The organism is Methanolobus sp., from assembly GCF_016278385.1.
Taxonomy (GTDB): Archaea; Halobacteriota; Methanosarcinia; order Methanosarcinales; family Methanosarcinaceae; genus Methanolobus.
This window is the reverse complement of record NZ_JADQBY010000013.1, coordinates 23152-48064: the sequence shown is the minus strand read 5'-3', so window position 1 is coordinate 48064 and position 24913 is coordinate 23152. Positions and strand designations below refer to the sequence as shown.

Annotated in this window: 26 protein-coding genes and 1 tRNA gene; 9 read left to right on the top strand and 18 right to left on the bottom strand. The window is 41.4% G+C overall.

The window, feature by feature from the left end; translation table 11 throughout:
- Positions 1 to 172: 172 nt before the first annotated feature.
- Positions 173 to 760 (top strand): hypothetical protein, encoded by a 588-nt coding sequence (locus tag QZZ23_RS05370; RefSeq protein ID WP_292467525.1) that lies wholly within the window; start codon positions 173 to 175, stop codon positions 758 to 760.
- A 118-nt stretch (positions 761 to 878) separates the two neighbouring features.
- Here the strand turns inward: QZZ23_RS05370 and QZZ23_RS05365 are convergent, their stop codons facing one another.
- Positions 879 to 1019: a hypothetical protein gene (locus tag QZZ23_RS05365; protein ID WP_292467523.1), complete on the bottom strand. Its 141-nt coding sequence runs from the start codon at positions 1017 to 1019 to the stop codon at positions 879 to 881.
- A gap of 269 nt (positions 1020 to 1288) precedes the next feature.
- On the opposite strand from QZZ23_RS05365, the gene QZZ23_RS05360 reads away from it, so the two are divergent.
- From QZZ23_RS05360 to QZZ23_RS05350, 3 genes are all read left to right on the top strand, one after another.
- Positions 1289 to 2197, top strand: coding sequence for a cache domain-containing protein (locus tag QZZ23_RS05360; RefSeq protein WP_292467522.1), 909 nt, complete (start codon positions 1289 to 1291; stop codon positions 2195 to 2197).
- 355 nt (positions 2198 to 2552) lie between these two features.
- On the top strand, positions 2553 to 2777 hold the full coding sequence (locus QZZ23_RS05355) for a hypothetical protein (RefSeq protein WP_292467521.1): 225 nt from the start codon (positions 2553 to 2555) through the stop codon (positions 2775 to 2777).
- Positions 2778 to 3386: 609 nt separating this feature from the next.
- Positions 3387 to 4181 carry a hypothetical protein gene (locus QZZ23_RS05350; protein ID WP_292467519.1) on the top strand — a complete coding sequence of 265 codons (795 nt, stop codon included), beginning with the start codon at positions 3387 to 3389 and terminating at the stop codon, positions 4179 to 4181.
- A gap of 269 nt (positions 4182 to 4450) precedes the next feature.
- On the opposite strand, the gene QZZ23_RS05345 is transcribed toward QZZ23_RS05350, so the two are convergent.
- From QZZ23_RS05345 to QZZ23_RS05330, 4 genes are all read right to left on the bottom strand, one after another.
- Positions 4451 to 4522: transfer RNA gene (locus tag QZZ23_RS05345), tRNA-Thr, on the bottom strand.
- A 75-nt stretch (positions 4523 to 4597) separates the two neighbouring features.
- On the bottom strand, positions 4598 to 5104 hold the full coding sequence (locus QZZ23_RS05340; RefSeq protein WP_292467518.1) for a chorismate pyruvate-lyase family protein: 507 nt from the start codon (positions 5102 to 5104) through the stop codon (positions 4598 to 4600).
- A gap of 39 nt (positions 5105 to 5143) precedes the next feature.
- Positions 5144 to 5455, bottom strand: a complete 312-nt coding sequence (locus QZZ23_RS05335) for a DUF5611 family protein (RefSeq protein WP_292467516.1) — start codon at positions 5453 to 5455, stop codon at positions 5144 to 5146.
- Between the two features lie 151 nt (positions 5456 to 5606).
- A complete protein-coding gene (locus QZZ23_RS05330; protein ID WP_292467513.1) occupies positions 5607 to 6305 on the bottom strand; it encodes a radical SAM protein in 699 nt (232 codons plus the stop codon).
- Between the two features lie 150 nt (positions 6306 to 6455).
- Here QZZ23_RS05330 and QZZ23_RS05325 point away from each other — a divergent pair, with 150 nt between their 5' ends.
- Entirely contained in the window at positions 6456 to 6755 is a 300-nt protein-coding gene (locus tag QZZ23_RS05325) for a hypothetical protein (protein WP_292467511.1), read from the top strand.
- Between the two features lie 41 nt (positions 6756 to 6796).
- On the opposite strand, the gene QZZ23_RS05320 is transcribed toward QZZ23_RS05325, so the two are convergent.
- The 6 genes from QZZ23_RS05320 to queC all read right to left on the bottom strand — a co-directional run bounded on the left by QZZ23_RS05320 (position 6797) and on the right by queC (position 11210).
- Positions 6797 to 7768: a methanogenesis marker 2 protein gene (locus tag QZZ23_RS05320; protein WP_292467509.1), complete on the bottom strand. Its 972-nt coding sequence runs from the start codon at positions 7766 to 7768 to the stop codon at positions 6797 to 6799.
- Positions 7769 to 7843: 75 nt separating this feature from the next.
- Positions 7844 to 8785 (bottom strand): nitrogenase cofactor biosynthesis protein NifB, encoded by a 942-nt coding sequence (gene nifB, locus QZZ23_RS05315; RefSeq protein ID WP_292467507.1) that lies wholly within the window; start codon positions 8783 to 8785, stop codon positions 7844 to 7846.
- Between the two features lie 87 nt (positions 8786 to 8872).
- Complete coding sequence (queD, locus tag QZZ23_RS05310; protein ID WP_292467505.1) at positions 8873 to 9220, bottom strand: 6-carboxytetrahydropterin synthase QueD; 348 nt, start codon at positions 9218 to 9220, stop codon at positions 8873 to 8875.
- Positions 9217 to 9933 carry a 7-carboxy-7-deazaguanine synthase QueE gene (locus tag QZZ23_RS05305; RefSeq protein WP_292467504.1) on the bottom strand — a complete coding sequence of 239 codons (717 nt, stop codon included), beginning with the start codon at positions 9931 to 9933 and terminating at the stop codon, positions 9217 to 9219. The genes queD and QZZ23_RS05305 overlap by 4 nt, the downstream gene beginning before the upstream one ends.
- The gene (locus QZZ23_RS05300; protein WP_292467502.1) at positions 9933 to 10490 is read right to left on the bottom strand and encodes a DUF366 family protein; all 558 of its coding nucleotides are present in this window, start codon (positions 10488 to 10490) and stop codon (positions 9933 to 9935) included. The genes QZZ23_RS05305 and QZZ23_RS05300 overlap by 1 nt, the downstream gene beginning before the upstream one ends.
- A gap of 12 nt (positions 10491 to 10502) precedes the next feature.
- The gene (queC, locus tag QZZ23_RS05295; protein ID WP_292467775.1) at positions 10503 to 11210 is read right to left on the bottom strand and encodes a 7-cyano-7-deazaguanine synthase QueC; all 708 of its coding nucleotides are present in this window, start codon (positions 11208 to 11210) and stop codon (positions 10503 to 10505) included.
- A gap of 146 nt (positions 11211 to 11356) precedes the next feature.
- Here queC and QZZ23_RS05290 point away from each other — a divergent pair, with 146 nt between their 5' ends.
- Positions 11357 to 11842 (top strand): hypothetical protein, encoded by a 486-nt coding sequence (locus QZZ23_RS05290; protein WP_292467500.1) that lies wholly within the window; start codon positions 11357 to 11359, stop codon positions 11840 to 11842.
- A 52-nt stretch (positions 11843 to 11894) separates the two neighbouring features.
- Here QZZ23_RS05290 and QZZ23_RS05285 read toward each other — a convergent pair whose 3' ends face one another.
- Positions 11895 to 13403: a serine--tRNA ligase gene (locus QZZ23_RS05285; protein WP_292467773.1), complete on the bottom strand. Its 1509-nt coding sequence runs from the start codon at positions 13401 to 13403 to the stop codon at positions 11895 to 11897.
- 252 nt (positions 13404 to 13655) lie between these two features.
- Here QZZ23_RS05285 and QZZ23_RS05280 point away from each other — a divergent pair, with 252 nt between their 5' ends.
- Both QZZ23_RS05280 and QZZ23_RS05275 read left to right on the top strand, forming a co-directional pair.
- Entirely contained in the window at positions 13656 to 14585 is a 930-nt protein-coding gene (locus QZZ23_RS05280) for a ketopantoate reductase family protein (RefSeq protein ID WP_292467498.1), read from the top strand.
- A gap of 43 nt (positions 14586 to 14628) precedes the next feature.
- Entirely contained in the window at positions 14629 to 15198 is a 570-nt protein-coding gene (locus QZZ23_RS05275) for a uracil-DNA glycosylase (protein ID WP_292467496.1), read from the top strand.
- Between the two features lie 24 nt (positions 15199 to 15222).
- Here the strand turns inward: QZZ23_RS05275 and QZZ23_RS05270 are convergent, their stop codons facing one another.
- From QZZ23_RS05270 to glmU (QZZ23_RS05245), 6 genes are read right to left on the bottom strand one after another with little or no spacing between them, the layout of a single operon-like run.
- Positions 15223 to 15456, bottom strand: a complete 234-nt coding sequence (locus QZZ23_RS05270) for a KEOPS complex subunit Pcc1 (RefSeq protein WP_292467494.1) — start codon at positions 15454 to 15456, stop codon at positions 15223 to 15225.
- Positions 15453 to 16793 (bottom strand): DHH family phosphoesterase, encoded by a 1341-nt coding sequence (locus QZZ23_RS05265; RefSeq protein WP_292467492.1) that lies wholly within the window; start codon positions 16791 to 16793, stop codon positions 15453 to 15455. Before QZZ23_RS05265 ends, QZZ23_RS05270 begins: the two co-directional genes overlap by 4 nt.
- A gap of 32 nt (positions 16794 to 16825) precedes the next feature.
- On the bottom strand, positions 16826 to 18034 hold the full coding sequence (glmU, locus tag QZZ23_RS05260; RefSeq protein WP_292467489.1) for a bifunctional sugar-1-phosphate nucleotidylyltransferase/acetyltransferase: 1209 nt from the start codon (positions 18032 to 18034) through the stop codon (positions 16826 to 16828).
- On the bottom strand, positions 18034 to 19332 hold the full coding sequence (glmM, locus tag QZZ23_RS05255) for a phosphoglucosamine mutase (RefSeq protein ID WP_292467487.1): 1299 nt from the start codon (positions 19330 to 19332) through the stop codon (positions 18034 to 18036). The genes glmU (QZZ23_RS05260) and glmM overlap by 1 nt, the downstream gene beginning before the upstream one ends.
- Before the next feature lie 22 nt (positions 19333 to 19354).
- The gene (glmS, locus tag QZZ23_RS05250) at positions 19355 to 21184 is read right to left on the bottom strand and encodes a glutamine--fructose-6-phosphate transaminase (isomerizing) (RefSeq protein ID WP_292467485.1); all 1830 of its coding nucleotides are present in this window, start codon (positions 21182 to 21184) and stop codon (positions 19355 to 19357) included.
- A 16-nt stretch (positions 21185 to 21200) separates the two neighbouring features.
- The gene (gene glmU, locus QZZ23_RS05245) at positions 21201 to 22418 is read right to left on the bottom strand and encodes a bifunctional sugar-1-phosphate nucleotidylyltransferase/acetyltransferase (RefSeq protein WP_292467482.1); all 1218 of its coding nucleotides are present in this window, start codon (positions 22416 to 22418) and stop codon (positions 21201 to 21203) included.
- Between the two features lie 360 nt (positions 22419 to 22778).
- Between glmU (QZZ23_RS05245) and QZZ23_RS05240 the strand changes: the two genes are divergently transcribed.
- Complete coding sequence (locus QZZ23_RS05240; RefSeq protein ID WP_292467480.1) at positions 22779 to 24896, top strand: thioredoxin domain-containing protein; 2118 nt, start codon at positions 22779 to 22781, stop codon at positions 24894 to 24896.
- The last annotated feature ends 17 nt before the right edge of the window (positions 24897 to 24913 follow it).

The following is a 24913-nucleotide window of genomic DNA, read 5'->3' as shown; positions in this document are numbered from 1 at the left end:
GTTTGCATTTATGGGAATTGGGTTGGCCAGTATTCTTTATGTCCTTGCCTATTTATAGATACTAATAGGATCCAGTGCTTTTAGATAGAACTGAACTTCATACAACAATTGTATGAGGTATTTGGGTTGCTGTAAGGCTTCAACTGCGCATTATCAGGGAAGGGGAGTATACATGGAACATGATGAAATCATTAACAATGTAAGAAATGCTATTGTCCATATAAAGGGTGTAGAAACTACCTATTTACTCAATGAAGATGATCAGGAAATTGTCAGGGAACTTGAGAAGAAGGCTGATGAGATGACCCTGATGGGACTTGGCAGGGGTGATAATAAAGGTGTAAAAGCGGTCCTGAAAAATAATGTGATCTTCGCTTTCACCACAAATATGGATTTTAACTGGCCTGAAGGACCAAGTGTTATACTAATGCACGGCGATCGTATTGTAGGCCAGAACCTTGACGATGAAGCTAAACTTGAGGAAATGAAATCCTGCAAGGATAAATTATTGATCGGTAACATTGTCATATATGACACAAGCGTCTTAAAAGGAATGAATTCCAAGACAAATCCGCTGATTGTTGTATTACCTCCAAAACCCTGTAAAGAGGTAGAGTGTGTAGATAAGGTATGCAATGTAGTCCTCGCATCACCATCCACGCCAAGCGATGAATATCTGAAGGGAAAAATGGGACTTGAGTGTCTCCACGGGAAAGGTACTTTCCTGCTGGGATTCGATTTTGATTCCTCTTGCAGTTAAAATATCCAGATGCCTGCTTTGCAGGCACTTTAACTTTTCTTTTTCTGCAGCAACCTGTTTTGGAACTAAAAGCTGAAAGTTATTAAAAGCACCTACCCTGTAATTGTGATTAAGCGGCTTAACGCTTAAGGAACTTATGAAGAACGCAGTCATTGAACATCTCATTCTTTAATCTCTTATCCTTGTGTGGATTTGACATCTCGTCTTTACTAAAGAAGCACTGTACTCCATACCCTACAATCTTAATCATTGAAATCATTAACAAAATAAATATAGTATTGATTAATATAGACTATTTGATATAATAAGTGTTTAGCAGAACTTAGCGGCTCAAATACAATCACCCCCTTTATGCGAAACATAGAACTAAAATAGAACAACAGAAATTCAATACTGATTGTACTAATTTGAGCTTTAGAAATATCCTGATGAATCCAGCTTAGAACTGTTGAAGATAAGCCGGATGAACTGTATCAGGTGGAAACTGACAGTTTAGCATTTTAATTTTAATTTGACAGGTGAGACGTTATGAATATTTTTAAAAAACTACTTTGTGTTATGTTAATTACTGTTCTCTTGCTGGCTGTTGCTGGTTGCATACAGTCAGAAAAAATAGTTATTACTGAACAAGAAGAAAAAATAAATGAAAATGAACAGAACGAACTCTTAGCCCAGAAAGAGAATAGGATGTCACTGGTCAATGCTGCTATTGACCTCATGAATGAAAAAGGAGAGCTGGCATTTGATGATTTCCGAGAAAAGGACAGCCAGTGGTATCATAATGATTCCTACATCACCGTCTGGAAAACTGAAGGAATACGTGTTGTCTTCCCTCCTAAAGTAAGCGGTGAGGGCGAGAACGTGAGCGATCTTAAAGATTATAATGGGAAACCGTTAGGCAGGATGCTCATAGACACTGCTTTAAGCGAAGAGGGCGAGGGATGGGTCAATTATGACTGGCCAAAACCAGGCGAAACAGAACCTTCAAAGAAGTGCACATTCACCAAGATAACTTCTATCGGTAACCAGACATACCTTGTCCATTCAGGCTTTTACGTAGATGACTACGTCTATAACAAAAACCTTGAAGACATTGAAGATATCAACTACTTCGGAGATGCAACCGTTAGAAATCTGATCAACCCGAATAGAGTTGAAATGGATATGGACATGGATTACAGCATTGCACATTTTACAGTTAAAACAGGTGCTACCCTTGATTCCCTCATTATGAAGAACCCCGAAACATATTATGTTCTTGAGGGCGAAGGTATGCTCTACATAGAAGATGTACCATTTGAACTGAAAAAAGGGCAACTTGTCCTCGTACCTGCAAACGCAAAGCAATACATCAAGAATACAGGAGATGTTGACCTTGTGCTCCTTTCCATAAACCAGCCTGCATGGGAACCGCAGAACGAGATAATCCTGGAGTGATCTTTCACTCCGCTTTTTTAATAGACGTTTGTTTTGAAGAGATTAACGAGCAGACCAATATCGATTGAATATAGGTCAAGTTCATTCTGTTTTATAATATCAATTTCGTGTTTGTGCTGATTTCTAACCGACTATATAAGACTCTTAAAGAACTTGGTGTTGTTCGTAAGATTGCTGTAGGTCAAATCATAACACAATGAGGCATAGCCGTGTATTCTAATAGCCATAGCTATGCAAGAATAAACAGCTTGGATAGCCAGATGAATAAAATAAACCGGGTTTCCAGTTACCCATAATAAAGGAAGGCAGAAGTTGAAATATTAAGTTTACCTAAATAGAATCTGGTGATTTTATAATGGACTCTGGAAAAATCATGTATTATAATTGGAATCGTATTTCAATGCTGTCTGCAAAGGCAAAAATATCAACATCAGAAGCTGAAGAGATTAGTATAAGAACTAATTTCCAAACTGCCTTTGCTAGTGCAAAGACAGATGATGAAGCACATTCTATAGCCGCTGATATCGAAAAAACAATTACAGATGATTTAATGCGGAAAGTAGATGCTTTTATGAAATAAACTCTAATAATATTGCCTAAACTGCCAAGTAAAGGAAATGCTTCCAACAGCATTTTTAAAAACCCTTTTTTATTTAGATACTAAATCTGATTTTCTGACATACTGCTCATTTGCGGAAGAAATTTTCATATTAGTTTGACTAATCGGAAATTATTTTGTTGTTTTATTAAGCAAGTAACCCTGTATTGTTTCCGGTGGAGCTGCTGGATTCTCGGGACTGTAAAAATCGTGATATTTTTCTTTCCAGAAAACAACCGATAGCGTTTCTAGATTATGAAGATTATATTTTAAAACCCAATCTACCCAGCACTCGCGCCGCTTCGCGGTGCCCATGGCTTTTCTGGAAGGTTCCCTTATAGGTACACGATGAAAGCGTGTGTGCTAGAGTCAATTTGCAATACGATTTTTCATATCAATACTCAATTACAATCACTTAGAATCCATTTTAGACCAATAACGCCTCCCCAACCATTTTTCCCCAAAACCATAACTACAACTCAATTTGAAGTTTAGACAATTATTTAATAAGTTAACTTACATTACCACACAATAGCTGACAGGCCAGCAACAATCATAAACTTGAACAGATTAACAATTATGGAGAATTTTATGAAACGAATTATAATAGTATTCCTTCTGGCACTTGTTATTCTCAGTGCGGGATGTACAGAAGAACAAAATAATACACCAGAGATATCCGATGACGCTATCATCACCCTTTTGACATACGGAGCATTCTCCCCAGCTGAGATGGCGATGGGGGAACTTGTTGTTAACTCTACAACGGTTAATCTGAGCTACTACAACTATGATAATGAACTGACAGCCAGATACATCAAACCAATTGACGAGGAAACTCGCAACAACTTGCTTGATCTTCTAAGAAATAATGGTTTTACCGGGATGCAAGAACTCTATGAACCACAGAAAGGACAGCCACTTGTAGTTGACACCGGAATTGCAGAAATCACAGTGACTCAGGACGGAATGACTAAGACTGTAAAGATAGATCCATACTTCAATGATTACATGCCTGCCAATCTGCAGGAAATAAATGATGCATTGACTGATCTGAGGAGCTATGCCATGTCAATATCTGAGGACGAAGCAAAAGTGATTGCCAAGGAGTGGATCATGAATGCACCTACATACAATTTCGATGGTTCAAACTTAGCCTTTGAAGACTACCATTCCGACACCGAATATCCTTCACAACATACCCTCACTTACACGTTCACCAGCAGCCACGGAGGTTACGGTAACAGGACAGACCAGATGGTCACCCAAGTAGTAACCAACCACACAATAGAGATGACATTATACAACAGTAATGTTGTATTCGCGATCATCGACGGCGTATGGGATGAAAGAGAACAGAATATGTTGGAAACTGTAGAGGAATAAACTGTCACAGAATAATTATAAATACCTACCTTTCAGGTAATCCCTTCGTCTTGTGTGAATGCGGCGAACAGCCGTATTGACACATCAACCGTTTACTAAAAGGTTGATTTACGCAGTAATTCAACCGGTCAATTTTTTAAAACAGAACTTTGCTTAAAAATAAAGAGGACTCAAATATCCATAAATTCCTTTTTGAGATTTAGACTTGATTACAAATAAAACAGTAGAATGCTATATCTAAACCTGTCGGCTTAAGAATTAGAATTAAGAGCCTCGGGTGGGATTTGAACCCACGACCTCGTCCTTACCAAGGACGCGCTATACCCCTAAGCCACCGAGGCACACAAGATGTATTGGGGTGCTTTCCCTTAATACACAGACTCGATTAATAAGTTTTCGGTTGGAAGAACATTGATTTATAAGCACCAGCGGTCATCAACCGGGAATTTCTCATTGATCCACATAAGGACACCGTTGTGATGGACTATGCGATAAGAACGTGAAAGAACTTTTTTAACTCCGAAAAGTGACTCATTCTCGAGTATATCAATGCCCTCGAAGTCCCTGCGAGTCTCAATATCATGGTCACGCAGTATCCTGCCTATGGGGATATCAGCTTTCATCATGTCACAACGGACACCTTCAGGTATCTTCTCAATAGCTGACAGGGATTTTGCATATACATACGGGACATCACCTGCTGTGAGAGTGACCACGCGCTCATTTATGTCTGCGCCCACATCCACCCCGAAGATATCTGCCATGTGTTCATCTGCAGGAATGATATGCTGGCACTCCGTAACAACGGCAGTAGGATATTTAGTCATGATCTCAAGCAGGAAAGTAACCGAACCGTCAGTTCCTGCGCACACCCTCAGGCATGTGGGAATATCAAAGCTCTTCAGTTTTTCGAGAAATCCCATGCTAGTAATCCCTGGCATTAGTAAAAGAATAAAGGAAATTTACTTGGAAACATCCTTCTTTGCCTGCTTCAAACGTTCCTTTGCGGTGTAGCCTGTAGACTGTAAAAGGAAATCTCTGAAACGTTTATTAGAGTCAAGTATAAGTTCATCATCCGTTAAAGTAGTATCAGACACCGTATCAACAGCCATCCTCTTGTCTTCTATCCAAACCGTCAGGCTGGAAAGAACACCATAAGAAGTAACGAATTTGTCATCTTCCTTCTTGACCTCACTTGGAAAGATCTCAGTCATGCATTCATAGATCCTATCCATATCAGGTGTATAACCACGCTTTAATTTATATTTCTGCATTAATAGTATCCCCTATAATAGGCTTGAATTGAATAAAATTCTGTTATGTATCATACATCACACTGTTTTTAATCCTATTGGTTATCATGCAGATGTATTTGAGAACAAAAGAATCTCAAATACCTTCAGACACATTGCAATATCACCAACATCATTGTTCCTGCAACAATATCTGGCCTCTCTCTCCAACAATTCTCACTGTTGGAATCACTTTTGCCACGATTTCCCCAAGCTTTTTCATCTCTGTCCATGAAGGCGTCGGGTTATCATGGCCCATGAAAGGATCGTCAAACTCAGGATTGCTCATGAACTGGTACAACATTACCTCAGAAGCACCCTTTAAATCAGGCATTATACGTAGCAGAGTATCCTCATTCACATATTCAGGTATGACCCTTATCCAGACCCTCAGCCACTTTTTCTTAGCAATGACCAGGGACTCTTTTAGGAGATTCACATACTTTATGCTGCGCTGCTCTGACATCCCCGTAAGCTCCATGATGCCCTTGATATCATCATTTGCCGTCTTGACCTCAAGTACAAAACCATGCACCAACGGAAGGACACTTTCAAGCACATCAGGCTTCATACCATTTGATTTTAGTATTATACTCTTGCCTATTCTCTGTAATTCCTCTATTAGAGGCAGAAGATCTTTTTGAAGAGTAGGCTCAGCACCTCCAAGATAAACATTCTCTGTTGTAGACTTGCTGGCATATTCCACAATCTCATCAACAGTCCACTCTTTCACAGACTGGTGTATATGGACACAATAAGGACATTTCATGTTACATCCACCAAACTCAACCCTTATCTGCCCCTTTGCCTCTGATAAATCGATTAATCTCATTCATTCCCTCCGGATGTCACATGTGGTTTTTACCACATTTCAACTATGTCCATTTTTATAACTAACACTATTAATAGTTAAACCCTGCAAACCACAGCGATTACTTTTTATGTGTATTCCACTATCAAACCAGAATAGACGGTGATTACATTGGCAAAGAAACTACAACTTGAAGATCTTCAAAAATCAAAGAACAAAAAAGAAGCAAGACCTGAAGAGCAGAATCTTGAAGACCTATATGATCTTATAATACCACCTGGGACTCCTTCATACATTATCTACGATCTCGTAGAGGAATTCGATCTTGAACCTCTTGGAAGGAAATTGAATGTCAAAATAGTAGAGGCCGACGAAAGGGAATTAATCGTTCTCAGGGGAATCCTGGAAGAAGTACAGGCTGCTGAAAAGTACCTGCATGAAGAACTACAGGCTTGGATCAACAGCGATTGAAAAATAGAAATGAAAGCGCACAGGCTCTGTGGCCGGTCCTTTCAAATTCCAGTTATTGTATCATTTCTGAGATCGAATACAATTGCTTTGCCACTGTCTTCATAAATATCAATGACTTGGCTAGCATTGATCTCACCAACAACAGCAGCCTTAAGGCCAGCATTCTCAAATACCTCAACACATTGAGAAGCATTCTCTGCTTTTGCAGTAACAACATAACCAGTTGCAGGATATATCTTCAACCACTGCTCAAAGTCAACATCATCAGGTCGTGGTATTTTTCGAAGGTCCACAGAAGCACCCATCCTGCTCACTTCACAGAGCATACCAAGAGTGCCGATTGTACCTGGATTACTGATATCCTTGCCGGCAGTTACCAGTTTCTTTTCACCTATCTCCTGCATGACCATAAAACGCTCTCGAACAACAGCAGCTTCCTTGAATGAAGTTGTATCCCAGCTGTAAGGAGAATTCTGCCCTACCCTGCCATCCATGTCATAGGCAACTATCACAACATCCCCGGGCTTTGCACTGTCGCTGCGAATCACACAGTCTTTCTTAGCAATACCTATAATTGATACTGCAAGTGAATTATAAGGAGTGTCAGGATGCATGTGCCCACCTACCATAGGAACACCGAATTTCTTAATTCCATCCCGGATACCTCTCATAATCTCTTCAGTTGATTTCAGGTCACTGGAAGCCATGACATTGACCATGGCAAGAGGACGACCACCCATCGCCGATATATCATTCACATTGACAACAACTGAAGTGTAACCTGTCCACCAGGGACTCTTATTGACTATCTTTCCCCAGATAGCATCAGCTGCAAAGAGTATCACATCATCAGTACCAATGTCAATAACTGCAGCATCATCTCCGAAATCATCAATGACCTCACCGTACTCCGAACGAACTGTTTCGAATATACTCACAATATCTGCGATTGGCTTTTTCCGGGTGACCCCTTCAAAGTTCCTTAAATTTGCCGCAAGCTCTTCAATATTCAAAAAAACACCTGCATAACGATAATAGAATTAATAGTAAATTATGTAAGTTACTAAATAATGTTCCAGTGAAAAGGCTTAAGCCTTTTCATCTGAACCCATCTTCTTTTTCATATCAAGCTTAATAATATTTCTACGCTCTTCACTCATCTGTGAAAGATCCTGTCCAATCAGACCGATTGCGTCAGCACGACACTGACGGCAGTGTCTCATCTGCTGTACATAAGGTTCACATTCATTCTGAATAGCCTTGCACTCTTCGGGCGTTGGCGGTTCCATGTCAGCGAACTTTGCCTGACAAATAAGGGGCATCACATTCATGATAAAGACACCAAGCTCATTGATCTTCTTGGCAACCTCAATGATATGCTTATCGTTGATGCCTGGAACAAGCACCGTATTGACCTTTACCACAAGACCTGCTTCCACGGCAAGCCTGATACCCTCAAGCTGGTTCTTCACCATTATCTCGGCAGCTTCAAGTCCTCTGTAGATCTTCCCCTTATAGGAAATATGACCTATCAACTGAGCTTCGATCTCAGGATCAATTGCATTCATGGTCACTGTCAATGTAGTGACTCCTACCCTCAAAAGATCAGGAAGTCTCTCAGGCAGTGCGAGTCCGTTGGTACTCAGACAGAGAGTCACATCAGGGAACTCTTTCTTGATGAGTTCCAGTGTCTCAAAGGTTGCATCGTTGGCCAGAGGGTCACCGGGACCTGCGACACCAACTACCTTAATGAAAGGATAATCCTTTAGTACCTGCTTTGTTCTTTCAAGGGCAGCCTGTGGGCTCAGTACTTCACTGGTAACACCGGGTCTGCTCTCATTTACGCAGTCAAACTTACGATCACAATAATTGCACTGAATATTGCATTTCGGAGCTACTGCAAGGTGGATTCTGCCGAACTTATGCTGGGCTTCTTTGGAATAACAAGGATGCTGTGAAATCATTCTCTTGACATCTTCATCCCTGGAAATTTCTATTTCGCAAATGTCTTTTTCATTTTCCGTTTCCATATTTATAGCTCCTATGGTTCTGAGCAGCTCCAATAAACACGGCTCAATTTAAGGGAAACTACTAGATATACTTTTGTATAGATTGACTTAAAGGGTACTTATTTCACACCACTTGCCTTCGCCTTCCCACATCTTTACAGACATCGGGAAATCAAGCCGTGAAGACAGCTTTGCATGAACATGCTCACACAGATTCTCAACACTCGGAAACTCCAGTATGTTGTTCAAAAGCACATGATCATATTCTTTGAGAACTTCTTTTATTACTTTCTTGATCTCATAGAAGTCCATAACCATGCCAGATTCTTTTTTCTCGCCTTCGATCACAACTTCAGTTTTATAAGTGTGGCCGTGAACGATTCCACATGTTTCATGCCCCGGAAGATAGTGGGCACTGTCAATATAATCAATTATTCCAAGTTTCATTTTCATCATAAGCACCCCCACATTTTGTGGGTTTGTGGTATTATTCTCGTATTAACATCATTAAGGAATGACTTCTGCAGTTTCAGCAGACAGCCAGGTTCCGGTTGCATATCCTTCTGTGTAACAGGCTGCAGTATAAGGCTGGATATATAGCCCGATATAGCACCAACAACACCTTCAATCTCATCAACTGGCGTATCCTTAGTCACAACGATCTTACAGAAACAATCCCTGGCCTTTGTAGCCTTCAGGATTCTGAAGCACTCAATTGTCCTGTCAAGATGCAACTCCGGGTCCTCAAGTAATGAATGAGGAAGAAGCTTCACATCACCGGAAACATAGGAAATTTTATCCTTTATTTTTTTAGCCATACGAGGCAATGTCATGTTTGATTCAAGATACAATGGAGCATCCGTAATCAGCGAAGATATGAATTCCGCACATAGAAGAGGTTCACCACCTGTAAGCGACACCGAATGTAATCTCGGATAGGAATTTACCATCTCGCCTACCCTGGCAGGAAGAAGAGGGTTTTCAATATCCAGAAATACATTTGATCCCGGAACCGCCTCATACCTGCAAACGTTTGTCACTTCCACAGGAGTGTCACAATAATTACAATTCAGGTTGCATCCGGTAAAACGGACAAAAGCCTGCCTGTATCCCACATAAGGACCTTCTCCCTGCACAGAACAAAATACCTCACTGATTGATGCCTGCATCATACCACATCCAATGGCCTGGATTTGCGAAGGTCTTTCTCAATATCGAGGAAGTCATTATAGTAAAGATTGGCAATCTTTTCCATCAAATCCTGCACATCATCACTGCCAAGTCCAAGATCTTCAAGGCTGCCATAATAGTCATGTTCCACATTGATCCCGAAATGGATCTTCTGTGAAACTGCCGATGTGCTGGCTATGGATACAGTGAGCTTTTTATCGTCCACAAAAAGGTCATCACCATTTCTTATGATATCAGCACGGTATTCAGAAAGTATCTCTTTTACAATCGCAGTGAACAAACGCTGTCTTGCATAAACAAGTTTCAGGTCTGTTGAATCAAAGTGTTCTACTATGAAGTGTATCATATCAGTAGAGAAAATCATGTCTCCATGTTTTTTGTCCTCAAGGTCAATCATGTGTTCGATCTTAACATCACAACCACCCCTGAAGGCAATTATAGAGTCTGACTGTATGTCTGCAAAATTATAGGCCCAGAGTGATGATATCTGGCTACCGTCATAATCTGTTTTTTTATCAAGGACTATACATTCCATTATTTGCACCAATCAATTAGTCCTGTTATTTCCAAGCCTTTCAAGAAGAGGATCTTTAACGCCTGCTGCCTCAAATGCCCTTCTTCTTCTAGTACAGCTCTCACACTCACCGCATGGCACATCCGCACCATGATAACAACTCCAGCTATATTCCAGAGGGGCTTTAAGTTCCATGGCTTTGACAACTATCTCTTTTTTATCCATACCAATAAGTGGTGCATACACTTTTACACCATTTTGTGTTGAATAGGAAAGTGAATCATCAATGGCAGCGATAAACTCTCCAGAATTGTCCGGGAAGGTTACTGCTTCCTCTTTATTAAAACCGACAATCACATAGTCGCAACTCATGCTTTCAGCAAATGCTGCTGCAATGTTTATGAGAATACCGTTCCTGTTCGGCACCCATACAGCTTTTGCAGACTCTATGGTAATAGAAGGATCTGCATCATCAGATATCTCATCCATGCTAAGAGAAGGGACTTCTGCATCTGTATTTACAAGGGATGTATTGGTTATTCCTTTCATCCATGTTATATCAAGGACATTATATTCTATTCCAAGATTTTCACAGACCTTTACTGCATTCTGTATCTCACGCTTCACCGAACGCTGGCCATAGTTGAATATAAGAGCCATTTTGATTTCCATTTGCTGCAGGACCATGGTGACCGCAGTAACAGAGTCAAGGCCGCTACTTAACAAAGCAATTGCGCTAATAGAGATCCCTCCGTAAAAGGAGTAATAAGTAATACTCCAGTATTATTGTAGGACTACTAAAAGAATATATGATTATAAATAATCATCGCCAGGTATTTCAAAAGAGATAAATATAAAAATGACTATAATAAATATGAGGAATAATTTTGCCAGCAATCAAAAATAAAGTAACCCTTGAGAAAACGCTCCAGCGAATGTACTGGATAGAAGCTGAAATGGAGCAACTCGGCACCTGGGAAGGACGCATAGAGATGATGGATGATAACGTGGCTGCACTTGAAACATTATCACATGACTCTGACAGACATGGAGATATTATGAAAAAGTGGCTTATTAAAGCAAACATTACCATTCCAGAAGAAGCTCCACCAGGACTTCCAAAGCACATATTTAATTTTGACGGAATGGCAAACCAAGAAATGTTCAGGTCCATAATGAAGTATGAGATCCTGGCAATGAATGTTTACAAGGACATGAAAAACACTAATTCGGACATCATTAAAGAATTGCTTCCTAATGAAGAGGATGTCACTGATTTTCTGACTGACCTGGAACAATTGATCAAAGATGAAGATGTTCACGCAAGTATCTGTAAGAAACAGATAGGCGGTTTCACAAAAGTAATGTACTAGATATTTAAAAATATACAGAGGGAATTAACCCTCTCGAAATTTTTAAAAATAATCAGAGGAATCTGATACCTGCTGGCATATCCCCTACTCTTCTTCTGAATTCTTCAGGCCAGTTAGCAGGATCCAGACCTTTCTGTGCAAAGAAAGCTGATGCCCACCTTTCCAGTCCAACACCGGAACATCCGGACCAGAGTTCTTCACCTGACTGACATTTTACATTGAAACCTGATGGATACTTGTTACCGTTCACACTGACATTCTGGAATTCCAGCCATTCTCCGTCTTCGCCGCGGTAAGGCAGTACAGCTTCATAGTCGGTTGTGCCGGCCTCGGTCTGCTCAGAAACTCCTGTAAGTCCTTCCTGTGCCATGAACCATGGTGTGACCCATGCTTTTCTCCATTCGAGATCAAGGAGCTCGTTGAAAATGTACATGTATTTTTCATGAAGCTCGTTTGCGGTTTTGATAACCTGTTCCTTGTTTCCTACCCAGAGAATCTCGATCCTGTGGAACTCATCCACGCGCTCCATGCCATGGATTCCACCACTCTCATATCTGTGTGAGGTTCCGGACCTGTCGAACACCTTTATTGGGAACTCGTCAGTTGGTATTGTCTCTCCCTGAAGGTATGTCCAGAATGGAGGACACTGCGCATAACACATTCCACCAATAGGGTCACCGATCTTCTCCTTGATAAGGGCTGTTGGAACCTCAAGAGTTACTTTATAATGGTCAATTACTTCTTCCCAGAACTCAGGATCTCTCGTCTTTGGAGGGCACACATAATATATTTCAGGATAGACACCCTTAGCATGCCCGGATTTCTGCCAGACTTCCCATGGTACAAGCTTTGGGAAGATCATTTCCCTGTACTCCAATGGTTCAAGCAGTTCGTCAAGCACTATCTTCTCAAAAGTCCTGAACATCCTTGTGGACTGAGGACCGTGTATCCACTGTCCCCTGCTGGCACCTCTCTTAAGCCAGCCAGCCTCCATCATAGCTTTGGTAGGGTCTTCTGTGAACGTATGTTCCTTTTTTTCACTCTGCCAGAGTACATGCCAGTGTTCTGTTTTACCGCCGTATTCCCCCTGCTCCAGTTTATCTTCCATCAGGGAAAGTATTCGGTCAGGCACACGGTTTGACATTGCAGCCTCATCAACATCAAGCACCAATTTAATGATCCCATCCTCATATGTCATCTCACTGACATAGGGAATCTTCATTGCAGGAAGTTCCTTTTCGGAAGGTACTTCAATAGTATATGATTCAACCTCTATTCCACGGATACCGATCTTAAACTCTTTCCCAAGCTTTCCAGCAAGTGGTTTCCTCATACGGAGCAGTGCATCGTGTACACGAACATGCCTACCTGACTCGATGATGAGCTTGATCCTGTCACCCTCAACCCTCCAACCTGTGACCTTTGCACCCTGTCCTTCCGGTGCACCTTTGGCCAGAACGCTATGATTTGCCTCGTGTATATATTCGTCAATAACATCTACAGCCTGTGTTGCATCGGCACTTGTCTTCAGTGAACACTCCAGCCTGAATTTGAAATTCATTACACTTCCGACACCTTCCGGTTTATCCGCCGGGCAGCATTCATCTCTTTTCTTTGCTTCCATAGATTTCCATTCCTCTGTATGATTATGATAAGTAAGCAGCTACACCTGCTTTTAACAAATGTTTTTCTGCGTCTGGTTACTTTATGCATGATGTATCTTTTGCTAATTAAGAGCTTCTCTTAGTTGGCTGTTAACCAAGAGTTATTCTTTTAACGGTAAAAAACATCTAAGCCAGAAATGAGGTGCTCTATGAAAGTCCTGATACTAGGTGCAGGAGCAGTAGGTCTGAGCCTTGCTGCAAAACTATCTTCAGTTTGTGACGTACACGCAGTCTGCCGCCAGAGACATGCTAACAGGATAAAGGATGCAGGTTTCAAGATGACAGGCCTCTGGGGAAAATCCACCTGTACTTTCAGTTGCTCTGAAGATGTGCCAGAGGAAGATTACAATTATATATTCATCACTTCCAAGTCCACTGCAACCGAGTCCATATGTGAACAGTTCTCTGATGTTATCAAAGGCAGAGAAGTAATCAGCATGCAGAACGGTATTGGAAACGAGGAGATTATCGCCAGATATACCGATAAAGTGATTGGTGGCACTATAATCACAGGCTTTGAATGGGCAGGTGATGCACAGATACATGTTTCCGTGGAAACGGGGCCTATGAACCTTGGAAGATTCCCCTCAGGAATTGATGACAATGTACTCCAGCTTGTAGAACTGATAAAAAGTGCAGGTCTCCAGGTTACAGGAACAGAGAACATCATGAGTTCTGTCTGGTCAAAGGTTCTGTACAATTCAGCCCTCAATCCTCTTGGTGCTGTTATGGGCGTCCCATACGGCAAAGAGAAAAACGAACATGCATGGAGTATAATTAAGAATATTGTAAAGGAAGCTTGCATGGTAACAAAAGCTGAAGGTGTTCCCCTTCCATGGAGAACAGCAGATGAATACCTTGAATTTCTGCGTAATTTCCAGCTGCCAAATACAGCAGAACACCATTCATCAATGCTCCAGGATATCTCGTCAGGAAGAAAGACTGAGATTGAGTTCCTCAACGGTGCCATAGTGACAAGGGCAAAAAAACTGGGTATTGATACCCCTTACAATACTTTTATTTCAGAACAGATACGTTTTATGGAAGCATTGCAGGCAGAAAAACAAGAACATTCTTAAATTATTTATTGAACTGATGTAACTATAGTTGACAGGTGTGTACATGGCAATCCGAACAGTGAGTGAACTTGTAAAGCAGGGATTTGAAGGTATTGAAAAAGAGATTGTTGAGTGTACTGACTGCCAACTACATGAAACTGTTACAAACAGAGTAATCAGCAAAGGCTCCAGAAATCCCAGGGTGGTTTTTGTCGGAGAGGCACCTGGGAAAAATGAAGATGAAACAGGCATCCCGTTTTGTGGCAGGGCTGGCAAGAACCTTGATGGTATGATCGATTATATGGGACTCTCCGGGGATGATTACGCAGTCATAAACACTATAAAATGTCGTCCCCCTAAAAATCGCAATCCTCTTAAAAGTGAAATAAATGCCTGCAAACCATTTCTTCAGGCACAGATAGAACTCCTTGACCCTAAAGTTATAATTCTGCTGGGAAACACGGCAGAGAAAGCTTTTTGTGATGGGGAGAAACTAGAGTGGGGAGTCCCAAGGATAGTCAACGGAAAATACACACTTCTTAAAATATACCATCCAGCAGCGCTTATTTATCAGCGCTCAAGGATTGAGGAGCAGAATAATCTTATTGATAGTAACAGGCATCTGTGGGAATAAAAAGAAAAACGAGGATTAGAAATCTTATTCACCGAGGTCTTCAGCAATCTCTTCTGCAAGTTTTGCATTCATCATGAGATCATCAACTGTAGCTATAAGTGATGTTATCTTCTCAGTCGTGATATGAATACACACACTATCCTCTTTAATTTCAGTATGCATGTTTGTCATGTTATCAGGAGCCAGTGAATTGACAATCCTCTTTGCTACATTCATGCCACCTTCATCCTTAAACTCGATAGTTGTTTCAATCTTCATTCAGCTTTCCCCTGCTTTGGGAGTTGCTCTGCAACTATCTCGTCAACTTTGGCAATGAACTGCTCAGCAGTTCCCGGAGGAATCGATGCACCGGATGCCACATTGTGCCCACCGCCTTCGCCACCAACAAGCTTTGCAGCTTCGCGGAGTGCAAATGACAGGTCGAGTCCTTTTTCCACAAGTGCACGGGTGCCTCTTGCAGAAACCTTTACAAGACCCTCTACCTGATTTACAGCAATAAAAGGCATTTCTGGATTTACATACCTGACAAATGTACTGGCAATCATGCCAGTGGATTCCATATCTTCCCCTATCAGGTAACCTATGCTATTACCCTGCTTCACCATATCCATACCTTTCTTGATATTCTCAACAATAGATATCTGATGGGATATTGTCATATCTATGGCTTCTTCCAGATGTGTTTTATCTTTCATACAAATTGACAGTCCCATACCCCCTTTTTCAGCCTTGCCACAGGTGTTCAATATTGCAACAAGGTCATAGACATTGTGTACTATTTCCTTGTTCAGGATGTAGAGGTCACCAATTGCAGCATCGACAGCTTCAGGACTGGCGTTCTTTGCAAGTTTAAGCGCGATAGCTGATGTCAGACTTTTAGTATGATCAGGATTCAGGTCTTCAATATTTCCGCTAATACCAAGAAAATCCAAAAATTGCTCTATTTTTTCACTATCCCCGGTTATATCCAGGTAAGGTTCTGGTGTGTATTCAAGCACCTTAGCAAGGTCACCATCGCCGACCTTAAGTCCCTTCTTTACAGAAACCACTTCAGCATTCACAGCCTCTTCAAGTATGTGACCGTTAAGGGTGTTAAAAAGCTGCTTATCACCCACAGCACCTGCAATGGCAAGTCCTGCCAGATCAACATTTGCAGGTTCCATTTCCATTGCCACAAAAAAAGTAACTCCAGAACCTGATATATGCATAGCTCCGTCAATTCCCACAAGATGAGGATTCACAAAGACCTTTGCAGGAGTCTCACCCACCGGAACGTGGTGGTCAAGTACAACTATATCCTGTTTGATCTCGGATATAATATCGGACTGCCCGCTGCCCATGTCGCAGAACAGTACAAGATCACCGTCTGATGCAGTTTCTTTTACCATGTCCACTACAGATTTATCAAGACGTGGCACGATGCTTACATGAAAATGGATGCCTTTTCTCATCAGCGCCTGACAGATGATTCCTGCAGATGTCAGGCCGTCTGCATCGTTGTGAGAGATGATACGGACATGTTCATATTTCTCAATTTTGTCTGCTGCTTCTCTTGCCAGTTCCTTGAGTTTTTGCATCTCGATATTTAAGTTCATCCGAATCTCCGGGATTACGATGGTAATGAGCCTTAATTAGTTTTCCTTTTATGGGTCACTACCTCACCGGGCATTGTAGAACTTCCCGGCTCCATAACAGCACCAATGTTGATACTGGTATTGATACCAGTATGAACATCATCTCCCATGATCACACCAAGTTTTCTGCGTCCGGTGTCCACGATCTCACCTTTCACCATGGTTTTTACATTCTTGTTGTCGTGTCGCAGGTTTGCTACTTTTGTTCCGGCACCGAAATTACAGGCTGCACCTATGACACTGTCACCAAGATAACTGAGATGTCCTATCTTTGTGCCATCCATAATTATACTGTTCTTGACTTCAACAGCATTACCGATGTGGACATCATTACCAATTGCAGTTGAAGCTCTGATGAAACAATTGGGTCCGATGTCGCAGTTATCACCAATAATAACCGGGCCAACAATGTAAGCACCGTTTCTGACAATGGTATTATTTCCAACTTTCACATTTCCGTGTAGAGTTGCATAAGGCTCAATAGTCCCTTCCCGTGTGTTATCAATATTCTCAAGCAGCACCTTATTAGCATCCAGCATATCCCAAGGTCTGCCGATATCTATCCATTCAGTTTCCAGAAGGTCATAACCAACGCTGCAGCCATCATCTATCATCATTTGCAAGGAGTCGGTTATTTCATATTCCCCCCTCTTTGATTTCCCTGTTCTGTCAATATAATCAAAAATAACCTCATCAAAAAGATAAATTCCGGCATTTGCAAGATTTGTAGGCGGGTTCTTTGGTTTCTCGACTATCCTGATAACCTTTTCCTCATCAGTTTCAATTACGCCGAACTGAGAAGGATTTTCCACTTCCTTTACACTGATAATGGCATCTTCTGTCCGGGACACCAGATGGCTGATGTGTTCCGTGCTTACAAGCATATCCCCATTAAGTACAATGAAGTGACCTTCCACAAACTCCTTTGCATAACCTATGGCATTAGCAGTTCCCAGATGTTCTTCTTGATGCACATACTCAACACTGATTCCAAATTCACTGCCATCCTTGAAGTAATCCATGATTGCATCTTCCCGGTAACCGGTTACAATCAGGAAATCTTTGACTCCAGCCCCCACAGCAGCATTAATAGTATGTTCCATCATGGGTTTATTCGCAATGGGAAGCATTACCTTTGGCTTAGATGCAGTCAGCGGTCTCATGCGTGTGCCTTCACCGGCAGCAAGTATAACTACTTTCATCAGAGGCACCCCTGTACGATATGCTCAACCTTCGCATGTAGTTCTTCCACATTCTTCCGGGCTTCTGCTGTAATCCTTATCTTTGCCTCTGTTCCCGATGGCCTAACAAGTACCCAGCCATCCTCCATATCAACCCTGATACCATCAATGTTTGAAACATCACCCATGGTGGCAAGCTTTGAGCTGATAGCTTCCATAACCTTTGCTTTTTTAGAGTTATCGCAGACTACCGTGCTTCTGAGTGTTGGATACTTTGGCAATTCATCCCTTAGGAGTGAGAGCTTTTTTTCTTTCACAATGTCCACAAGCAGGGCTGCGGCATAGATCCCATCAGGGCAATAGGATATTCGTGGAAATATCCAGCTTCCTGAAGGTTCCCCTCCAAAATCAGCCTTAAGTTTCTTCATTTCCTCAGCTACGTATACATCGCCGACCTTCGTGTGAATAACAGTTGAACCTGGAAGTGCGTCATCAACTATCATTGATGTGTCTACAGGAACTACTACCGTTGCATTTTCCTTGCATTCATATCGTGCAAATATGGCAAGCATTTCGTCACCAGACAAGAAAATTCCATTCTCATCCACAGCCATCATCCTGTCAGCATCCCCATCATGCCCTATACCAAGCTCAGCTTCAAATTCCTTTACTGCTTTTTTCAGCATCCAGAGATTCTTGTCATTGGGTTCGGGATTGCGTGCCGGGAAATGCCCATCGAGCTGGGAGTTCAGCGTAATGACCTCACATCCCATTTCCCGCAAAAGGAAAGGAGTGATAGTCCCGCCGGCACCGCCTCCGCAATCAATAACAACACGGATCGGCGCACCGGTAGAGTGGCTTCGTATCATGTCTATATGATCCCTTACAGCATTCTCATATATGGAGATCTTACCTACCATGTTCCATGACACATAGACAAAATCCTCTTTCTCAATAATGTTCTCTATCTCTTCCTGCTGAACAGAGTCAAATGCCATCCCATCAGAGTTCCATAATTTAATACCAACATCCGGGGCAGGATTGTGTGATGCAGTAATCATCACTCCACAGTCATAATTACGTGCTGCATATGCAAGCGTAGGTGTGGTAACAAGACCGACACGGATTACATCACATCCCGCTGACATCAAGCCTGAAATAACTGCAAGTTCTATCATTTCTCCGGCTACGCGAGGGTCTCTTCCAATGACTGCTGTCTTTTTTGACTTTCCAAGAGCCATTCCTACTTTCAATGCCAGGTCTACGGTGACTTCTACATTTGCAAGTCCACGAATACCTGAAGAACCAAATAACTTCATTCGACATCCTCTCATTAAAAAATCATTCAACAGTTACACTTTTTGCAAGGTTCCTCGGTTTATCGATGGAGCAATCCCTCGCCAATGCAGTATAGTACGAAAGCAACTGCAGAGCTACAGACGAAAGTACCGGTGCAAGCAACTCATGTGAAGAAGGCACCCTGATAACAACATCCACATACTTTTCAATCTCAGTGTCATCATCATTTGCAACTGCAATAACAGTAGCATTACGTGCCTTTACTTCCTTGATGTTGCTAAGTATTTTCTCGTATGTGTGTCCCTTTGTGGCTATTGCAACCACCGGAGTCTCATCTGTAATGAGCGCCAGAGGACCATGCTTGAGTTCGCCTGCTGCATATCCTTCAGCATGTATGTATGATATTTCTTTTAGCTTAAGGGCTCCTTCAAGGGCTACAGGATAATTGAGATAGCGTCCGATGAAGAAATAGTCCCTCTTGTCTGCAAACTGTATGGCACATTCGTTTATTGCATCCTTCCTGTCGAGTACTTTCTGTATCTGCCCTGGAAGACGCTTAATTCCAGCAATAAGATCCTTTGCTTCGGCTGCACTAATAACTCCGCGTGTTCTTCCAAGATTGATAGCAAGCATATAGAGCACAAGCAACTGTGCTGTAAAGGTCTTAGTTGCTGCAACTCCTATCTCAGGTCCTGCCCTGGTATAGAGTACACTATCAGATTCTCTTGTGATAGTACTTCCAACAACGTTTGTGATTGCAATACTACGACATCCGTATGAAGTTGAGCTCCTTACCGCAGCCAGAGTATCTGCTGTTTCACCAGATTGAGTTATTGCAATTGTAAGTTCTTCCCCACATAGAATAGGATTACTGTACCTGAACTCTGATGCTGTTTCAATATCAGTATGGATACCTGCAAGTTTTTCAAAGAGGTATTTGCCAAGTATGCCTGCATTCCATGAAGTACCACAGGCTATAATAGTAGCTCTTTTAAGCCTTTTAACCTCTTCTGGTTGGAGGTAAAGTTCGTCCAGCGTAACGGTTCCCTCTATTTCGGATAATTTCCCTGCAAAGGTATTCCGGATTGAAGTAGGTTGTTCATGTATCTCTTTGAGCATGAAATGTTCATAACCTGCTTTTTCAGCAGCTTCAAGATTCCATTCTATGATTTCTATATCTCTGGAGACGCTGTTCCCATTAAGATCGAATATCTCAAATGAATCCGACCTTAGAAGCCCCACCTCATTGTCACTGATAAAGATGACTTCCCTTGTGTGCTTTAAAAAAGCAGTCACATCAGATGCTGCATAATTGCTACCTTTCCCAATTCCAATTACCAGAGGACTGTCCTTTCTGGCAAAAGCAATTATATCTGGCTCTTCTTCACACATAGCAGCAATTGCATATGAACCTTCAAGTTCCTTTATTGTCTCTGTTAGCCCGTCAAGAAGGTGTTTTCCACCATCATGATTCATGTTGAAATGCAAAAGATGTGCAATAACTTCAGTATCTGTATCAGACTTGAACTCATAACCAAGACCTATGAGCCTTTCCTTGAGTACCATATAATTTTCAATGATCCCATTATGAACCACTGATACATTGGATGACAGGTGAGGATGTGCATTTCTGGTTTCAGGCTTACCGTGTGTTGCCCACCTAGTGTGCCCAATACCAACATTTCCAGGAGTATCTATAGGGAGAACTTTTTCAAGTTCCATTATTCTCCCTGCAACTTTGTATGTTTCAAGTTTTCCATTATAAACTGTAACACCGGCTGAATCATACCCCCTGTATTCCAATGTCTTGAGTGAATCAATTAAAATAGGTACTGCCTGTTCACTTCCAATATATCCAACTATTCCGCACATTATAACCACCCTGTACCTAAATTACAACTGAATTTGTCGGAACATCTTCAGATATTGTTTTGCCCGAACTGATGCGACTGTTTGCCGAGATTAGGTTTCCTGCACGTACAAGCACATTTCCACCAATTTCAACATCGTCCCCTATGACTGTCCCGAGTTTTTCTGCACTGTGTAGCTCTTTCTCAATTTTTACTAACAAATCTTTGCCTTCTTCAGTGAGGAAGTTAGGACCAGTTGAAACATTGCTCCCGATAACAGAACTAGACACGTTACTATGGGTGCTGACACGTATATCAGTCATAAGTATGCTGTTCTTGATATAGGAGAATGCCCCAATTGATACATTATTTCCAATGCTTGTGGAAGGAAGGATAACAACATTCGGTCCGATATCGCAATTATCGCCAATAACCACCGGCCCCACTATGTATGAACCTGCTCTTATGGTAGTGTTCTTCCCAATTGACACACTGCCCTTGATGTTTACACCATCTTCAACTTTTCCTTTGCTGATATCAGATTCCAGATCGCCAAGAACGATGCTGTTTGCTTCGAGTAGGTTCCAGGAGTAAACGGCATCAAGCCATTCCGTATTGGTCATTGCCATAGTCACATTCATTCCAGCATTTATCATAGACTGGAGTGTATCAGTAATGGCATATTCGCCGGCGGTGGATATTTGCGTTTTTTCGATCAGATCAAATATATCCTGCGTTAAAAGATAGATACCTGTGTTTATCAGATGACTTACAAGGGTCTTTGGCTTTTCAATTATTTCCTTAACATCCTTTCCTTTTGCAACAATTACTCCACAATTGCTGACATCATCCTTTTTGCATACAAGAATTGTTGCGTCGCCTTCTGATCCGTTTATCAGGGCAGATATTGTATCCTGTCCTATTATGTTGTCACCATTAACAACTATAAATTTCCCTTCATCCTCACCAATTATTTGCCGTGCCTGGAGAATGGCATGCGCGGTTCCAATTTGTGCTTTTTGTTCAACGTACTTGATTTTGACACCAAAATTAATACCGTCTTCAAAATAGTCCATTATACGCTCTTTTTTGTACCCTACTACCAGTACGATTTCCTTAATATCGTTTTTAACCAGAGCATTGATTACGTGCTCGAGGATTGGCTTGTTTGCCACTGGAAGCATGACCTTTGACCTGGTAAGTGTGAGAGGCCGGCATCTTTTACCTTCGCCGGCTGCAAGAATGACAGCTTTCATGGAATATAATGCTCTTTAAAACAATTTATATGTTACCATTAAAATGACTGCATATAAATCTTTATACAATGAAAAATATAATTCAAATACTCCATAGAAATTACGTCAAAATAATTTAAATTTAAGCTTCTTTGCCTTATTAAAGTATTTATTTGCTCCTATTAGTCTCTTTTTAAGCCCATAAATATCTTATAGAACATTTAAAATAATCAATTCTCATCATTATTATAATATATTGACTTTAGGAAGTTGATGCAAACAAGAAACACAAATTACAGGCAACTTCATGAGAGAGTATTTCAGGATTTAATTGAATATATCCTTGTATTCAAAAATAAGCTCGAAGTTGGGAGTGACATATTGACAAAAGACGAAGATAAAGTTCCTAAACAAAAGAACAGGTTAATTGGAGAAAAAAGTCCTTACCTGCTACAACATGCCCATAACCCGGTAGACTGGTACCCATGGGGACAAGAAGCCTTTGAAATTGCAATGAAAAACGACAAGCCAATATTCCTGTCAATAGGCTATTCCACATGCCATTGGTGTCATGTGATGGAGAAAGAGTCATTTGAAAATAATAATGTTGCACAATTTTTGAACGAGTCGTTCATCTGCGTTAAAGTCGACCGGGAAGAGAGGCCGGATATTGATAATATTTATATGTCGGTCTGCCAGGCACTTACCGGAAGAGGAGGTTGGCCACTAACAATCCTTATGACACCGGAAAAAAAACCATTTTATGCAGCCACCTATATCCCCAGGGAAAGCCGGCAAGGTATGCCGGGAATGTTAGATCTGGTCCCGGCCATAAGAGACCTCTGGGCAAATAAAAGAAGTGAACTTATCGATAGTTCTGAAGCAATCACTTCCGCGGTATCAGCTTACGGAAAACAGGATCATGGTACCAATATCGATGAAAAGGTGCTGCACATGGCATTCCAGCAGATACAAGGAAGCTTTGACGGCGAATATGCAGGTTTCGGAAGAGCACCCAAATTTCCTACCCCCCACCATCTCACTTTTCTTCTGAGATACTGGAAAAGAACCGGCAATCCAAATGCACTGGAAATGGTTGAAAGAACCCTGGACGCAATGCTCATGGGTGGTATTTACGACCAGATCGGTTTTGGATTTCATCGTTATTCTACAGACAGGCAGTGGCTTGTGCCCCATTTCGAGAAAATGTTATATGACCAGGCTTTAATGATAGTCGCCCTCGCAGAAACGTATCAAGTGACCGGAAACCCGGAATACGGAAACACTGCAAAGGAGATACTGACTTACCTCAAAAGATATATGCTTTCAAAGGAAGGTGGATTCTACTCAGCTGAAGACGCCGATAGTGAAGGAGAAGAAGGGAAATTTTACCTATGGACAACTGAACAGTTGGAAGACATACTTGGAAAAGATGATAGTGTTCTTTTCAGCGATCTTTTCAACATTAAACCAAAGGGAAACTTTGTTGAGGAACACACAAAAGTGCTCACCGGAAAAAACATCCCCCACATGACAAAAAGCATGAATGAAATCACATCTTCAACATCTGAGCACATGGAAGATATAATGATATCTATTGAGAAATCCAGAAGAAAACTGTTCAATGCACGGGAAAAACGCATTCATCCTTTAAAGGATGACAAAATACTCACTGACTGGAACGGACTTGCGATAGTTGCACTCTGTAAAGCTGCACAGGCTTTTAGTGAAATAGAATACGTAAAAATAGCCGAAAATGCAGCAGATTTTTTCATTACCAAAATGACAGATAATAATGGAAAAATGAAACACAGGTATCGTGAAGGGGAAGCTGCCATTGATGCATTCCTTGAGGACTATGCCTTTTTCATTTGGGGACTTACAGAACTCTACCAGACAAACTTTAAAGAAAAGTATCTGGAACATGCACTCAAGATTAACAATTATATTATGGCCCATTTCATTGATAATGAGAACGGAGGATTTTTCCATACATCTGATGAAGCTGAAGAACTCATATTCAGAAGCAAGGAAGTATATGATGGCGCCATTCCTTCAGGAAACTCCGTGTGTATACTGAATCTCTTGAAACTGGCAAAGATAACTGCTGATTCCAAACTTGAGGACATGGCCCACACAACAATGAAGGCCTTTACGAGCAAAGTAAGTTCTGCACCGGTGGGTTATACACAGTTCATGTCTGCTGCGGACCTGGCTATGAATGAATCCTTAGAAATAGTCATTGTCGGGGAGCTGGAAAGTGTTGATACAAGAGATATAATAGAATTCATAAATGAGAGATTTATCCCCGGGAAAGTACTGCTTTTCAAAGATGGAAACGGAAAAGACAGAATATCAGATATTGCAGCTTATACAAAGAATATGGAAATGAAGGATGGCAGGGTAACAGTGCACATATGCCAGAACCATAGTTGTAAACTGCCTTCCAATGATATGGACACAATAAAGGGCCAGATAGAAGCACTTACACATATTTAGAGTGGGTGATGATGAAT

Excerpts from the sequence above, each read along its gene's own strand:
- QZZ23_RS05370 (WP_292467525.1), top strand. The coding sequence starts at position 173 with ATGGAACATGATGAAATCATTAACAATGTAAGAAATGCTATTGTCCAT.
- QZZ23_RS05365 (WP_292467523.1), bottom strand. The coding sequence starts at position 1,019 with ATGATTTCAATGATTAAGATTGTAGGGTATGGAGTACAGTGCTTCTTT.
- QZZ23_RS05360 (WP_292467522.1), top strand. The coding sequence starts at position 1,289 with ATGAATATTTTTAAAAAACTACTTTGTGTTATGTTAATTACTGTTCTC.
- QZZ23_RS05355 (WP_292467521.1), top strand. The coding sequence starts at position 2,553 with ATGGACTCTGGAAAAATCATGTATTATAATTGGAATCGTATTTCAATG.
- QZZ23_RS05350 (WP_292467519.1), top strand. The coding sequence starts at position 3,387 with ATGAAACGAATTATAATAGTATTCCTTCTGGCACTTGTTATTCTCAGT.
- QZZ23_RS05340 (WP_292467518.1), bottom strand. The coding sequence starts at position 5,104 with ATGGGATTTCTCGAAAAACTGAAGAGCTTTGATATTCCCACATGCCTG.
- QZZ23_RS05335 (WP_292467516.1), bottom strand. The coding sequence starts at position 5,455 with ATGCAGAAATATAAATTAAAGCGTGGTTATACACCTGATATGGATAGG.
- QZZ23_RS05330 (WP_292467513.1), bottom strand. The coding sequence starts at position 6,305 with ATGAGATTAATCGATTTATCAGAGGCAAAGGGGCAGATAAGGGTTGAG.
- nifB (WP_292467507.1), bottom strand. The coding sequence starts at position 8,785 with ATGGAAACGGAAAATGAAAAAGACATTTGCGAAATAGAAATTTCCAGG.
- queD (WP_292467505.1), bottom strand. The coding sequence starts at position 9,220 with ATGATGAAAATGAAACTTGGAATAATTGATTATATTGACAGTGCCCAC.
- QZZ23_RS05305 (WP_292467504.1), bottom strand. The coding sequence starts at position 9,933 with ATGCAGGCATCAATCAGTGAGGTATTTTGTTCTGTGCAGGGAGAAGGT.
- QZZ23_RS05300 (WP_292467502.1), bottom strand. The coding sequence starts at position 10,490 with ATGGAATGTATAGTCCTTGATAAAAAAACAGATTATGACGGTAGCCAG.
- QZZ23_RS05285 (WP_292467773.1), bottom strand. The coding sequence starts at position 13,403 with ATGAATTTCAAATTCAGGCTGGAGTGTTCACTGAAGACAAGTGCCGAT.
- QZZ23_RS05280 (WP_292467498.1), top strand. The coding sequence starts at position 13,656 with ATGAAAGTCCTGATACTAGGTGCAGGAGCAGTAGGTCTGAGCCTTGCT.
- QZZ23_RS05275 (WP_292467496.1), top strand. The coding sequence starts at position 14,629 with ATGGCAATCCGAACAGTGAGTGAACTTGTAAAGCAGGGATTTGAAGGT.
- QZZ23_RS05270 (WP_292467494.1), bottom strand. The coding sequence starts at position 15,456 with ATGAAGATTGAAACAACTATCGAGTTTAAGGATGAAGGTGGCATGAAT.
- QZZ23_RS05265 (WP_292467492.1), bottom strand. The coding sequence starts at position 16,793 with ATGAACTTAAATATCGAGATGCAAAAACTCAAGGAACTGGCAAGAGAA.
- glmU (WP_292467489.1), bottom strand. The coding sequence starts at position 18,034 with ATGAAAGTAGTTATACTTGCTGCCGGTGAAGGCACACGCATGAGACCG.
- glmM (WP_292467487.1), bottom strand. The coding sequence starts at position 19,332 with ATGAAGTTATTTGGTTCTTCAGGTATTCGTGGACTTGCAAATGTAGAA.
- glmS (WP_292467485.1), bottom strand. The coding sequence starts at position 21,184 with ATGTGCGGAATAGTTGGATATATTGGAAGTGAACAGGCAGTACCTATT.
- glmU (WP_292467482.1), bottom strand. The coding sequence starts at position 22,418 with ATGAAAGCTGTCATTCTTGCAGCCGGCGAAGGTAAAAGATGCCGGCCT.